7 protein-coding genes are annotated in these 14836 nt (G+C 39.1%); 6 read left to right on the forward strand and 1 reads right to left on the reverse strand.

Translation table 11 applies throughout. The features are described from left to right. Positions 1–46 precede the first annotated feature (46 nt). The gene (locus LH29_RS14315; protein ID WP_198152457.1) at positions 47–4063 is read right to left on the reverse strand and encodes a hybrid sensor histidine kinase/response regulator transcription factor; all 4017 of its coding nucleotides are present in this window, start codon (positions 4061–4063) and stop codon (positions 47–49) included. Between the two features lie 366 nt (positions 4064–4429). Here LH29_RS14315 and LH29_RS14320 point away from each other — a divergent pair, with 366 nt between their 5' ends. The 6 genes from LH29_RS14320 to LH29_RS14345 all read left to right on the forward strand — a co-directional run bounded on the left by LH29_RS14320 (position 4430) and on the right by LH29_RS14345 (position 14810). After that, a complete protein-coding gene (locus tag LH29_RS14320) occupies positions 4430–5476 on the forward strand; it encodes a glycoside hydrolase family 88 protein (RefSeq protein WP_232302846.1) in 1047 nt (348 codons plus the stop codon). A gap of 10 nt (positions 5477–5486) precedes the next feature. Next, positions 5487–8825 carry a SusC/RagA family TonB-linked outer membrane protein gene (locus LH29_RS14325; RefSeq protein ID WP_082063716.1) on the forward strand — a complete coding sequence of 1113 codons (3339 nt, stop codon included), beginning with the start codon at positions 5487–5489 and terminating at the stop codon, positions 8823–8825. A 12-nt stretch (positions 8826–8837) separates the two neighbouring features. Further along, positions 8838–10313 (forward strand): RagB/SusD family nutrient uptake outer membrane protein, encoded by a 1476-nt coding sequence (locus tag LH29_RS14330; RefSeq protein ID WP_082063718.1) that lies wholly within the window; start codon positions 8838–8840, stop codon positions 10311–10313. Positions 10314–10336: 23 nt separating this feature from the next. Beyond that, a complete protein-coding gene (locus tag LH29_RS14335; protein ID WP_045030924.1) occupies positions 10337–10831 on the forward strand; it encodes a hypothetical protein in 495 nt (164 codons plus the stop codon). Positions 10832–11060: 229 nt separating this feature from the next. Then, positions 11061–12167 carry a glycoside hydrolase family 88/105 protein gene (locus tag LH29_RS14340; protein ID WP_045030926.1) on the forward strand — a complete coding sequence of 369 codons (1107 nt, stop codon included), beginning with the start codon at positions 11061–11063 and terminating at the stop codon, positions 12165–12167. Between the two features lie 171 nt (positions 12168–12338). After that, on the forward strand, positions 12339–14810 hold the full coding sequence (locus LH29_RS14345) for a glycoside hydrolase family 2 protein (protein ID WP_157493705.1): 2472 nt from the start codon (positions 12339–12341) through the stop codon (positions 14808–14810). The last annotated feature ends 26 nt before the right edge of the window (positions 14811–14836 follow it).

Genomic DNA, 14836 nt, shown 5'->3' on the forward strand with positions numbered 1-14836 from the left:
ACTACCCGGTTTTAAATGGGGTAGTAGTATTACAAAATGATTATAATTAGTCCTTGTCTTTCATAAAATATTCTTTAGGTGTTACCCCATACACCTTTTTAAAGCATCGGTTAAAATACGAGTGGCTTGAGAAGCCAACCTCAAAAGCTACCTCGTTAAACCGGTAGTTTTTTTCTTTGATCAATTCAATGGCTTTTTTCAAACGAACAAGGTTAACAAATTCTGATGTGGTGACCCCGGAAAGCGACTTTATTTTACGATGAAGTTTACTACGGCTAATCATCAATTCATCGGCCAGACTTTCCATGTTGAAATTTTCATCCAAAAGGTTTTGTTCGATTACCTGGCGAACTTTAGTAAGAAAAAAACTATCTAAACTTCCGGCATCAACGGTATTTTGTCCCACAAACTGTTTGCTAAAATTCTCCTGAATTCTTCTACGTTGCTCTAATATGTTATGAATTTGTTTTAATAGGGCTTCTTCCTCAAATGGTTTTGTCAGGTAGGCATCCGCACCTTTGTCCAATCCTGCAATTAAATTCTCCGACGACGATAAAGCAGTAAGTAAAATTACCGGAATATGGCTGGTTTCTATTTGCGTTTTTACAATGCTGCAAAATTCATAGCCGTCCATTTTGGGCATCATCACATCCGAAACAATCAGGTCGATGTTGTGCTTTTTCAAAACTTCAAGCCCCTCTTTTCCATTTATTGCGGACTCTACGTGGTAAAACTCGCTTAAATAGCGCGTTATAAACTGGCTAAAGTCTTTATTGTCTTCTACCACCAGAATATGTTTGCTTTTATTGCTTTTGTCTTTAGCATCTGAGCTTAGGTTCTTGGGTTCATCAGTTTTTAGGTTTTTTACCTCTTCGTGGCTTTCAAAAAGGATTTTTTGGGCTTTTTGTTTGGTAGGCAAAATAATCGTAAAACATGAGCCATTGCCCGATGTGCTTTGTGCTATTATTTTCCCATGGTGCAACAGGGTGTAGTCTTTGCACATTGAAAGGCCAATCCCCCCACCATAAGTTTCTTTCATGTCTTTTTTGTTGCTTTGTTTGCCTTGTTCAAAGCGGGTGAATATTTTTAATAAATCTTCATTGTCGATACCTGTTCCATTATCTTCTATAGCAATGGCGATAAAATCATCTACATGTATTTCTCCATAGCTTAACTGGTTTGCATACAATTTGGAAGTATTGCTAATTTCTTCGTCAATAGTAATTTTTATTTGCCCTTTTAATGGAACGTATTTGTATGCATTCGAAAGTAGGTTATACAGTATACTGTCCAGCTTTTCTTTATCTGCTTCAATCTCCAGACTGGTATACGAAGAATCCAAAATAAATTTAATTTCTCTTTGTTTAGCATCTAAAGAGAAATCTTTTTGCATTTCCTTTATAAAACTAATAACATCAATTCTGGAAATGTTCAGTTTACTTTTTTCTTTTTCCAGTTTTCGTAAATCTATTATTTGGTTGATAAGCTGTAGTAAGCGATTTGAATTTCGGTTTGCAACTTCCAGTTCTTCACGTTGCTCATCGTTAAGATTGTTGGCCTTAAGCAAACGTTTTATTGGCCACGAGATAAGTGTGAGTGGTGTTCTGAATTCGTGTGATATATTGGTAAAAAATTTCAATTTCATTTCGTGCATCTGCTCTTCATTTTCTCGCTGTTGTTTTTCAAGTAAAACAGCTCTTCTAAGTTCTAACTGATTATAATAGAAACGAATAATGAAATAGAAAAGAGAGCCTAAAACAAGAAAATAAACAAAGTAGGCAAGGTTGGTATTGTACCAGTATTTTTTTATTTCAAAAGTAAATTGAGTAGGTGTTTCGTTCCAAATGCCATCGTTGTTGCAAGCTTTTACTTCAAAAATATATTCTCCCGGGCTCAGACTGGCAAACAAAACGCTTCCTTCATTTTCAATATCAATCCAATCGTCGTAATAGTTTATTAAACGGTATTTGTAGCGGTTTTTTTCGGGCATAAAATAGTTGTCGGCGGCAAAACTAAAGCGCAAGGTATTTTCACCGGGTTGAAACGTAATTTTTTCTATCTGGTGGCTTTGGGAATACACAGGAAAAGTATTTTGATTATCATTAGTGGTAATTTTGTTGATAATTGTGTAAGGTTTTCTTGTGTTTATTTTAATCGTTCCTGGCTGAATTCTGGTGATTCCATTTGGGCCACCAAAATACATGTTTCCATTTATATCGTGAGCTACGGATCTTGGATAGAACAGGTTGCTTTGTATGCCGTCCGAGTAAAGGAAATGTCGTGTCGTACTATTCTCCTGATTATAAAAAATAAGCCCATTATTCGATGTAATCCAGATATCGTTATTTTTATCCTCAGATATGGCATAAACACTTTTGCTGGTTAACAGTCCTTCAACATCGAAACTCCTGTAACTGTTTGACTCGGGATTATAAATAAATATTCCATTGTTGTTTGTTCCAATCCATATTTCGCCCGAGTTATGTTCCCAAAAATGGTAAATTATATTGCTCTCGTCTTTTTCTTTAAATTCCCGTGTTTCTTTAACCGATATTTGCCCCGATGGAATGTGAAGCTTATAAATGGCTCCATAAAGCGTACCAATCCAAAGGTTCGATTTTGAGTCGGCAAAAATGGAGTGGGGAGTTATTTCCGACCAGTTTAATGCATCATTTCTATCGTGAAAACAATGCCGTATTGATTTGCTTTTAAAGCTGTAAAAATTTACTCCTGCATGAAACGTTCCTATCCAAACACCCGAATCAACAGCACACAGCGAATACACACTCTCGGATGAGATATGGTTGCCATCATTTGGGCCATATTCAAATAACTTGAATTTGTCGCTTCCTGGAGCTTTGTACCAAAGCCCTTTTCTAAAGGTACCTACCCAAATCCCGCCTTGTTTATCTTTACACAGCGATTTTATGTTTCTAATGTTTTCAGTAGTAGATATGCGAACGGTTTCAAATTTCTCTGATTTTATATTGAATTTATTTAAACCTCCTAATTCGGTTCCAACAAGCATTTCATCACGGTTTAAACGAATAATAGCAGTAGCCGTGTTACTACTAATAGAATTTGGCGACTGGCTTTGTCGGTAGGTTTGGAAATTATTATCGGAATGATGGATTAGTGCAACACCCCCTGACCAGGTTCCAAACCACAAACCACCCTGCTGGTCTTCAAAAATTTCGTAAATAGAATTGTGGGGTAATCCGGGGTAATCTTCAGGTTTAAATCTGGAAAGTTTGTTTCCGTCATCCATGTACAGGCCTTCGTAAGTGCCAAACCACAATCTTCCGTAGGTATCTTTTTTTATTACCCTTACATGCCCCGAGTTAGCCATGTCTGCTGCATTCCCAAATGAAATTTGTTTTATAAGCCGGTTATTCAAATCATAGAGTTTGGCCCCTTCTCCTTCAGTTCCAATCCATACTTGTTTGTTTTCTGAATAAATACAATTTATGGCCGCTTCGTTCGATATCATTTTTTTAACCGCATTTTTCCCGGGATTATAGCGAAAGACATCCCCATCTCTGGTCCCAATCCAAATTCGGTTCGAGTGATCCTGGTGCAATACCATGGGGGCTTGAATTTGATTCTTTTCAATGCGTGAAAATAAATTGGATTTTAAATTGAGAATTCCAAAATACAATTGGTCAATAATAAGTAGATTGTCATCATTCACTTTTAGAACAGCATTTACCAAATCGGCAGGTTTTGAGCCATCTTCGTACCTGTATTTGATACGATTAAACTGCTGGGTGCTTTGTTCAAAAAGGCATAATCCCTCATTTGTAGAGATCCAAATTTGGTTCGTCTCATCGCAAAAAATATCGTTTACTTTTCTGCTGGGCAGACTTAATGTATCGTTGGCGATGGGCTTAAACCATTCTGTTTCTTGCGAATTGTATTTTATAAGGCCCTGGCTGGTTCCCATCCAAATATAGCCAATGTCATCTTGAGCCATTGCCTGGATTCTGTCGAGGGTGAAACCACCTGGTGGTGAAATTTGATGAAACCGGATATTATCGGAATTGGCACTGAGTAACTTCCCCAAAAATACGAGAGATATTAGTAAGCATAAATTAGTTAGAAAGCTCTTCATCGTTGTAGTTCAATATTCTCCAAAAATAATAATACCTGTTAAGATACTAGTAATACTATTGTTTCAGGGGTGAAACAATATTGAAATTGTAACACAATAATGAAAATTATAACACCATAGTGAAAGAGTTGCAGCATGGTTGAAATATACTTTTGGCTACGAACTAAAACATCTTAACCAATAATGGGTAAACTGAAACTTATTCTTTTATCGCTGCTATTGTGGTCATGCAATTCTTACAATGCCCCCAAGGAATTATCCTCTACCCTTAATACTTTAGAAAATAAGCTTCGTGTTTCCGCTGAAATGTTTTCAGAAATGCGTACCAACAGATTGGTTTCCCCAAGGTCGGTTGAAGATGACAAAATTGTAATGGTTCCTGCAAAAGACTGGACAAGTGGTTTTTTTGCAGGAGAGCTGTGGATGATGTATGAATTGACATCTGATGAGCATTGGAAAGAAATGGCTTTGGAATACACCTTGCCATTGGAAAAAGAAAAGTGGAATGGCAGAACTCACGATATGGGCTTTAAAATGTATTACAGTTTTGGTAAAGCCTGGAAGAATACAAAGAATTCAGAATATAAGGATATATTATTGCAATCGGCACAAACCTTGGCTATTCGCTTTAGACCAAACATTGGATGTATTCGCTCGTGGGACTTTAACAGCGAAAAATGGGATTACCCGGTTATTATAGATAATCTGATGAACCTTGAATTACTTTTCTGGGCAGCAAAAGAAACCGGAAATGAGCTTTTTAAGCAAATTGCAGTTTTGCACGCTGAAAATACGATGAAGAATCATTTTCGGGAAGATAACTCATCGTATCATGTTGTTGATTATAACCCTAATACCGGTAAGGTACAAACAAAATGCACACACCAGGGCTTAAGCGATGAAAGTGCATGGAGCAGGGGGCAAGCCTGGGGGCTGTATGGTTATACGATGATTTACCGTGAGACCGGTAATAAAAAGTTTTTGGAGCAGGCAGAGAAAATTGCCGCGTATATTTTGAATCATCCTAATCTTCCCGAAAACCTAATACCGTTCTGGGATTTTAATGCGCCAGGAATACCAAACGAACCGTTAGATGCATCGGCTGGTGCAATTATTGCCTCGGCTTTATACGAACTAAGTACATTTTCTTTAAATAAAGATGCATATCTGATTGCAGCTGATAAAATTATCGATACCCTTTTAAGCGAAGCATTTTTAGCCAATCCTACCGAAAATCATGGCTTTCTTCTGAAGCATTCAACTGGCTCAAAAGCCCATAACTCGGAGATTGATGTACCACTGATTTATGCCGACTACTATTTTCTGGAAGCAATTCTACGAAAATCAAAATTAATGATAAACTAAAATTTAATCTATGAAAAAAAAACAGATGAAAGCGAGAAGATGGAACTCCCGGTTCTCTCAACTTTTGCGTTTTGTAAGTATTACATGCCTTAGTTCTTTGGTAGGTTTTGCTTCTTTGGCAGCCGAAAATGAGCTGAGTTTAAGAACTAACTCAGAGATGGTTCAAAATCAGGACCATAAAGTAACAGGAAAGGTTACTGATGATACTGGAGCTGCACTTCCGGGGGCAACAGTTGTAGTAAAAGGTACTACTGCCGGAACCGTTACAGATATTGATGGTAATTTCAGTTTGACCGGACTCAACGGCGATGAAACCATTGTTATTTCGTTTGTAGGTATGCTTCCACAAGAAATTGCCATTGAGGGAAAAACTGAATTAAGCATCCGACTAAAAACTGACGCAGTTGGTATTGAAGAGGTAGTTGCCATTGGTTATGGTACACAGAAAAAACGTGATGTTTCCTCGGCAATTTCTTCGGTAAATTCTGAAACTTATCGTGATCGCCCGGTTGCTAACTTTGCACAAGGTATTAGCGGTCAGGTTGCCGGTGTATCTATTTCGCAAACTAATGGAGCACCTGGTGGAGGTAGCAATATCGTTATCAGAGGTATTGGTTCGGTAAACGCATCAAATGCACCGTTGTATGTTGTTGACGGGCAGCCTTTACCCGATGGATTTAATAAAAATGAATCACCTATTAACTTTATCAATCCTGACGATATTGAGTCAATCGAGGTATTGAAAGATGCGGCTTCGAGCGCTATTTATGGTACGCGTGCAGCAAACGGGGTGATTTTGATTACAACAAAAAGCGGTAAAAAAGGTAAAGGAAAAGTAAGCGTATCAGTGAGTTATGGGGTACAAAATGTATTGCGTAAATATGATGTGTTGAACACCGAAGATTATTTACAATATTACGAAGACTCAAGAGCCAATGCTTATTTGGTTGAAGACCCAAATCTTGGCACTGATGATCCGAATGCAGAATTATGGTCACGCTCTGATGATAATGAAACACGTATTGCTAACTGGAGTGAATATTCGCGTCATGCTTCAGCAATGCAAAGCCCAACCAGTAAACATTACCGCTGGATTACAGTATCGGATACTACCTATGCAATGGCTGCAAATGGTTACGAAACCGATTGGCAGGACGAACTTTTTGGAACAGGAAATGTAACTGATGTACAGCTGTCTTTTTCAGGAGGAAACGATGATGTAACCTATTACGTTTCCGGTAGCGTGTATTCAAACGATGGAATGATTGAGGCTACAGGATATGATCGTTTTGGTTTTCGTTCGAATGTAGAAAAAAAAGTGAACAACTGGTTAAAGGTTGGTTTAAACTTAGCTCCTACACTTGAAAAAACTGATTTCTTGTATAACTCAACATCTACCAATGGTAGTAATAACCCTCTTTTGGTTGCCGCTCAGTTAGGGCCAATTTTTCCAACCCATAACGAAGATGGAACTTATTTTCGAACAGGAATGGAACTGGATAGCCCATGGGACTGGAACGTGGCTTTCTTAGCCAATCCATTAACCTTTAAAGACGTTACTGATGAGCGTAAAACAGCACGATTAAACTCGAATTTTTATACCGAAATAACACCAATGAAAGGTTTGGTCTGGAAATCGGCTTTTCACTACGATTACCGCTTGCGTGAACGTAATTTTTATTTACCAAGTTATATTCCAACAAGTGCTCAAAAAACTCAACGTAACTGGGGGCAATACGACAATAGTGTTCGTCAGTACTGGGATGTACAATCGTTCTTAACTTATGCGCGCAGTTTTGGTGACCACTCGCTTACTGCAATGGTTGGTGCGTCGATGGAAGAAATTAACTACACATCGGCTTACATGAGAAAATACGATTTTCCACAAGACATTATTAATACCCTTAACCAGGGGGCCACAGTTGTCGACCAGCAAAACGATGCACGTACCAACAGGTCGAGCGAAAGTATGATTGGCTCCTTTGCTCGTGCAAGTTATAATTACGCAGGGAAATATTACTTAACAGCTTCTATCCGTCGCGATGGTTCTTCTAAGTTTGGTTCAGAAAATAAATGGGCAACATTCCCATCTTTCTCTACTGCCTGGCGTATTTCCGACGAGAGTTTCTTTAGCCCGCTTTCATCAATCATCAGCGATATGAAATTGCGTGCAGGTTGGGGTAAAATTGGTAACTCGGGGATTACAAATTACCTGGCGCTTGCCACACTTGGAACCAGTTCGTATGTTTTCGGAAGTGGTGCGACAACCACGGCTGCTTATTACGATAATAAAATTCCTAACGACTTTTTAGGTTGGGAAACTACCAAGGATTTAAGTATTGGTGCCGATGTTTCATTAGTTGATGGAAGAATTTCTCTTTCTGCCGATTATTTCCACCGCGAAACAGAAGATATGTTGTTTAACCTTCCTCTGCCATCGATTACCGGATTTGGAAATGTAAAACTAAACCTGGGATCGATGACAAACCAGGGATTTGAATACCTGTTAAATACCCGAAATTTTGTTGGCGAATTTACATGGAATACAACAGCAACCCTATCGTATTACCGAAACATAGTTACCGATATTGGTGCCGATAAACGACCAATCGTAAACAATTCGGGATATACTACCGAAGGGCGACCTTTGGCAGGTTTGTGGGGTACCTACTCGTTAGGCGCCTTCCGCGATTGGGAAGACGTAAAAGCAAATCCGATCTTCAATGCCAATCAGTCGTCTTGGAGAAACAGGTCACAACCAGGATCGCCGAAAGTAGCCGATGTAAATGGCGATGGAATTTTGGATGCTTCGGACAGAACCATTTTAGGAACAGCAACACCCGATTTTATTTGGGGATTAACAAACACCTTTTCGTACAAAGGTTTTGATATGTCCATTAAATTTACTGGTCGTCAGGGTGGCCAAAAACTAATGACCGGAAGTTACGGACTGACCATGTTCCGGGCACAGGGAAGGGCAAATATTACATACGATTATTTTAAAAATTATTGGACAGAAGAAAATCCGGATGCCAAATATCCGGCTCCAAACCGTAAACAATACGATAGCAGTGATGTTTCCGGTGGCCTGTTGTTTGATGCTACTTATGTATTACTCGAAAACATTACCCTAGGCTACACTATTCCTAAAAAGATATGCCAAAAAGCTGCAATTTCAAATGCACGCGTTTATGTAAATCTCGACAATGTTTGGTTATACTCAAATTACCCGGGTTACAACCCAATGGGGAATTATCAAGGCGATTCTGCACTTTCTCAGGGAGTCGACCGCAACGGAGATTATCCTTTACCACGAACAGTTTCAATTGGTGTAAACGTTGAGTTCTAAAACTGAAAAATTATGAAGATGAATAAATTAAATATATTATTTGCAATGGTACTTGTATCATTGTTTGGGTGCGACGACTTTTTGGACAAAGCTCCGGAAGATACTTTGTCGCCAGCAGTTTACTATAATAATATTAACGAGCTAAAAACTGGCTTAGCAGGATGTTACAAGGTCTTGCAAGATATTTACACCCACGATGGTGGTATGTATGAATATATTGAAATGGTTTCAGATGATGGTAAAGACCGCCAGATGACTGACCCATACCATATTTTTAAGAAAACCAATTCGCATTCGGCTTCAGCAATTTGGACGGATAACTACTTAATGATTTACCGGGTTAATACTCTCTTAGGGGTTCTTTCCACTTTTGAACCTGCCACTGATGCAGAAACCAAAGAGGTAAATGCGATGATGGGTGAATGTTACTTTTTACGTGGTTTGGCCTATATGAATCTGGTTCGCACTTATGGTGACGTACCGAAAGTAACCGAAAAATTTGGTTCACCATCCGAAGCATTCGGCATAGGACGTTCTTCTGTGTCTGAAATTTATAACGATGTAATCATTCCCGATTTTCAGAACGCAGTCTCAATGTGTTATGTCAAAGGAGCAAGTCAGTTAAACGGCGAAGAAGCCCGTGCGAATAAAGGAAGTGCTTTAATGGGGCTGGCAAAAGCGCAAATGGAAATGCAGGATTTTGGTTCAGCTGAGACTACGTTGAAAAGGTTAATTATCGATAAAGAGTCGGGAGAATATGGCTTAATGCCAAATCTAACCGATGTTTTCGACGATGCTAATAAATTCAACAAAGAATCAATTTTTGAGGTAAACTTTAATGTTGCAGCTGGTCAGCCTTCGTTCTATTTCAGAAATATGAGTAACGATATTTCTTTTATTGTTGGAACCACATACACTAATATCTTTATGGTTTCTCATGATTTGCTCCAGGAGTTTACGGAATACGGAGAAGAGGATCGTTTATTTCATTCAGTTGATTCTGGTTATGTTGAAGGAGCAACACCGGAGTTCCAGGCATTTCCTAAGAAGATGGCTCCGTCGCGCGCTGAAAGAGCTGCAATTAAAGATGTGGGTTCTGATTATAATTTTATTGTATATAGATATGCAGATGCTTTATTAATGTACGCCGAGTGTTTAATGAACAATGGCAAAACGGGCGATGCAATAACCTACATTAATATGGTACGCGAGAGGTCGAACATGGAGCCACTGGCCGACGATTTCAATTTAGATATATATTGGGTATTACACGAAAGGCGTATGGAGCTGGCATTCGAGTGTCATCGTTTCTGGGACATAAAACGTACAGGAAAAGCCATCGAAATAATTTCGGAAGCTTTAATGACGGTTACCGGCGAAGATTATGGGGTGCAAGACAAACCAATTGAAGAATACCAGTTATTGTTCCCAATTCCAACAGGCGAAATTGAAAAGGACCAGACGCTACCTCAAAATCCTGGTTATTAATATCAACTTTAAAAATTAGTACAATGAAGAAATTTAAAAATATAGCACTGGTAGTGTCGCTTTTATCGGTAACACTTGTATCGTGTCTAAAAGAAGAAATAGCTTCTCCGGTTGTTGAAAGTGTAAAGTTTTACACCATTGATGAAAACAACAAATATAATGAAGTAACCAATCCGCAGAGTGGTGTAACCTACACCATTGGTGTTGACAGTAATGCTGATCTTGTTGTAATTTGGCCAGGAGGAGAACGGGTAACAATGAAAAAATCCGGAACCGATATCGATTCAACAGATATTAACGGAAATGTTGTTCTCGCGAAAAGTAATTATTACAGCGATTATGGTTTGTTGCGTGCGAAAGGATTAAAAACGAATTTAAATGACCAGATTGGATGGGCTGCTTTATATAAGTACCCCGAAGCTGGAACATTTGATCTAACTGTAATTGCTACAAACCACGGTTACGATTCTTATGACTACGACCAACAAGTATTTCCATTCCAGGTTAATATAGAATAATTCATTAGTTAGCAATAGTCCCACAGGGAATTAGTTTGGTTAGATGAATGAAAGGATAGGGCAGTAGATTATCTGCCCTATCTATGTTTTTTAAGCTGAAAATTGAACAAATTACCCATTGTGCAATATCTGTTCATATTTGGTAGGATTGTTCAATAAATGGAACGGCTATTGAAATTAACCACACTTTCAAAAAAATAATTTTATCATCAGAAAATCGTTAAAACCAATGAGACATTTATTTTTAGTAATAATATTGATTAGTTTAAATATTGTTGCTTTTGCGCAAACTCCAACTCCAAAAAACATAAAAGAAGAAATGAAAAGAGTTGCCGATTGGCAAATCGAACATTTCGACCAATGTTACAGTAATCCTAAGAATCCGCATCACCCATTGGCATGGCACAACGGAGCCTTATATGTTGGTATGGTAAAATGGGCAGCGATGGCCGATGACAATTCGTACTGGGAATGGATGAAAAATATAGGTGAAAAATACAATTGGCAATTACACGAAAGAAAATACCATGCTGACGATCATACAGTAGGACAAATGTATATCGAATTATACCGGAAATATGGTGATAAAGAAATGATAACCCCAACCATAAAACAGTTCGATTATATTATGTATCATCCAGCCCAAAGCAAACTGAACTGGAAAACTCCATACAATCAGGATAGATGGAGTTGGTGCGATGCTTTGTTTATGTCGCCTCCAGTTTGGGCAAAACTGTATAAGGTTACAAGCGAGAAAAAGTACCTCCAATTTATGATGGACGAATTTAAAGCCACCACCGATTTTCTATTCGATAAAAAAGAAAGCCTGTATTATCGTGATGAAAGCTACATAGGAGAACTTGACCACGGAACCAAAATATTTTGGGGACGTGGAAATGGCTGGGTATTTGCCGGACTTGCTAATATTTTGGAGGAGTTAGACCCAAGCACTAAGGAATACAAATATTTTCTGAAAATTTATAAAAAAATGGCCAAACGCCTCATTGAAATACAAACACCACAGGGCCATTGGGCAATGAGTTTGCTGGGGCAGGAATTTTATCCTACGCCGGAAACCAGCGGTTCATCGTTTTTTACTTTTGGTTTAGCCTGGGGTATCAATAACGGAATTTTAGATGCCGAGACTTATAAAGACCCGGTGATGAAAGCCTGGAATGCCATGGTGAGTTATATTACTGATGATGGAATGTTGGGATACGTACAGCCGGTAGGAGCGGCGCCAGGAAAAGCATGGCCCGATAAAACAGAAGTATACGGAACAGGTGCATTCTTAAGTGCCGGTTCAGAAGTATATAAACTTGTTGGGGGCAAATAACAACAATGCCGATCGATTTAGTTGGATTTTATTATAACTCTCTACCCATAAGGAGAGATTCGTTTTAGTTAGTTAATTAGTAAATGATTGTGGCAGGAATTGTATTCCTGCCCAATCATAATCTCGACGAAACCTTATTTGACAACCAATAATAATTTAAAAATACAAACTGTGAACTTTAGAATTTTAAAACTGATAATCGCCCTTTCGTTGTTTACAACAGTAAGTCTTTGGGCCCAAACCGAAGATGAAAATATTCTTCGCGAGATTAAGAAAATGACTTACGCCGGTTTTGAAACTGCAGAGCGTATTGTCGATACCAAACTGGACTTTAACCATAACTGGAAATTTAAGTTGGGCGAAAATATTGGTTTCGAAAATCCTGAGTTTGACGATTCTGACTGGCGGGTTCTTTCTGTTCCGCACGACTGGTCGGTAGAAGGGAAATGTGAAGAAGATAATCCGAGTGGAATTCGGGGCGGCTTTTACCCCATGGGGAAGGGACATTATCGCAAAACATTTGTGTTAGATGAAACGGCCAAAGGGAAGCGCGTGAAAATCCGGTTCGATGGCGTTTATATGAATTCTACCGTTTGGTTGAATGGTATGATGTTGGGGAATTATCCTTACGGTTTTACTACTTTTGAGTATGATCTGTCGCAATATCTCAACTATGATGGGAAAGAGAATGTTATTGCTGTTGAAGTAGATAACTCAGTGCAACCCAACTGCCGTTGGTACACAGGTTCCGGAATTAACCGCAACGTGCATTTATACATTACGGAGCAACAGCACTTCCAATCATTTGAGACCTTTTTTCGTACCGTTTCGTTAGATGAAAACACGGCCAAAGTTAAAGTTGATTGTCGTGTAGTTTCCAACAATTATCCCGAAAGCGAACGTATTAAATTCCAGCTTCTGCCCACCGAGCCAACTTATGTTAAAAAAGATGCGAAGGTGGAAGTCAGTTTAAAAAATGCCACCGGAGAAATAGTTGCCAAAACATCCACAGAATTTAGGCTACGCGACTACGAAGAAAAAGATCTTAATTTTGAGATGACCGTTCAAAATCCGGAATTATGGTCGGATAAAACCCCAACGCTATACGATTTGAAACTTCAGCTGTTGGTTGAAGGCAAAGTGGTTAATACCGAAAATCATAAAGTGGGTATACGGGTTATCGAATTCAACAATACGCAGGGTATGTTAGTAAACGGCGAAAAGGTTATTGCCAAAGGCGTTTGTTTGCATAAAGATGCGGCTTCGTTTGGAACCGCCGTACCTAAAGATGTTTGGCGTTTCCGGTTAGAAAAGCTGAAACGTATGGGCTGCAATGCCATCCGTACCCACGGACCTGTTGATCCGGTTTTTATTGAAGTTTGTGATGAGTTAGGTTTTTATATGATGTCGGAAGCGTTTGATGAATGGGAAAAAACCTGGGAGTTTGGTTTGTCAGAAAGTCCAAGTGGAAAATTGCCATACACGTATCACAAATACTTTAACCAGTGGGCAGAAACCGATTTGAAAGCTATGATTAAACGCGATAGGAATCATCCAGCGGTTTTTATTTATTCGATAGGAAACGAAGTGCCGGAACAGCGCTATACAAAAGGACCGGAAACACTTGTTAAACTGAGGGACTGGGCACACGAAACCGATGACACACGACCAACAACCGTTGGCTGCGACTGGTCGCTATGGGGAAATCAAACCGGTTTTATGGATTCGATGGACATTGCAGGTTACAACTATCCCGATCGTTATTATCCAAATTTATACGAAGAGCAGCACGAACAATATCCCGACCGCATTTTATTGGGTACCGAAAACTACATCACACTGAAAAACTGGCTTGCTTTACGCGACAACGAATATGTTGTGGGCATGTTTTTATGGGTGGGTATCGATTACCTTGGAGAATCGCACCGCTGGCCTCGCCGCAGCTGGGAGTGGGGATTAATTGACCTGGCCACTTTTGAAAAAAGTATGTATTACTACTGGCAGGCCTTTTGGTCTGAAGAGCCAATGGTGCACACTGCAGTATTGCTAAAAGATGTAGAGCCATACAAATGGAGACCATACGATATGCGCTCGCACTGGAATTTCGAAAACAAAGATATGGATACGGTTTTTGTATTCAGTAACCAGCCTGAAGTGGAGTTATTTCAAAACGGGAAAAGTCTTGGCCGCCAGAAAGTAGATCCGGATACTTACAAAGGCATTTATGTGGTTGACTTTAAAAAAGGAAAACTGGAGTCGAAAGCTTACAATGGGAAAAAGGTAGTTGCCACTCATACAATTGAAACTGCCGGTGAAGCTGCTCAGCTGGGAATTAAAAACCAACGGGAAAATGCAAAATTCAACGAAGACGAACTTTTATTTCTAACAGCAGAAGTACAGGATAAAAAAGGAATAAGAACACCCTATGCAACCAACGAGATAACAGTTTCCGTTGAAGGGGGCGAATTAATTGGTTTGGATTCAGGAGACCAGTTTAGCCATGAATTGTTTAAGCAAAACGTTCGGAAAGCTCACGAAGGGCAGTTACTGTTAACCGTAAAACCTTCGGGTAAAGGAGAACTAAAAGTAAGATGTAGTGCGGATGGTCTACAAGATGGAGTATTTGCTGTAAAGATCGAATAAACGACAAAAACATAAGTTCTGGTATA

The organism is Draconibacterium sediminis (assembly GCF_000949475.1).
Classification (GTDB): Bacteria; Bacteroidota; Bacteroidia; order Bacteroidales; family Prolixibacteraceae; genus Draconibacterium; species Draconibacterium sediminis.

What these genes read in the sequence shown, in the direction of transcription:
- LH29_RS14320 (WP_232302846.1), top strand. Translation starts at nt 4,430, where the DNA reads ATGCGTACCAACAGATTGGTTTCCCCAAGGTCGGTTGAAGATGACAAA.
- LH29_RS14325 (WP_082063716.1), top strand. Translation starts at nt 5,487, where the DNA reads ATGAAAAAAAAACAGATGAAAGCGAGAAGATGGAACTCCCGGTTCTCT.
- LH29_RS14330 (WP_082063718.1), top strand. Translation starts at nt 8,838, where the DNA reads ATGAAGATGAATAAATTAAATATATTATTTGCAATGGTACTTGTATCA.
- LH29_RS14335 (WP_045030924.1), top strand. Translation starts at nt 10,337, where the DNA reads ATGAAGAAATTTAAAAATATAGCACTGGTAGTGTCGCTTTTATCGGTA.
- LH29_RS14340 (WP_045030926.1), top strand. Translation starts at nt 11,061, where the DNA reads ATGAGACATTTATTTTTAGTAATAATATTGATTAGTTTAAATATTGTT.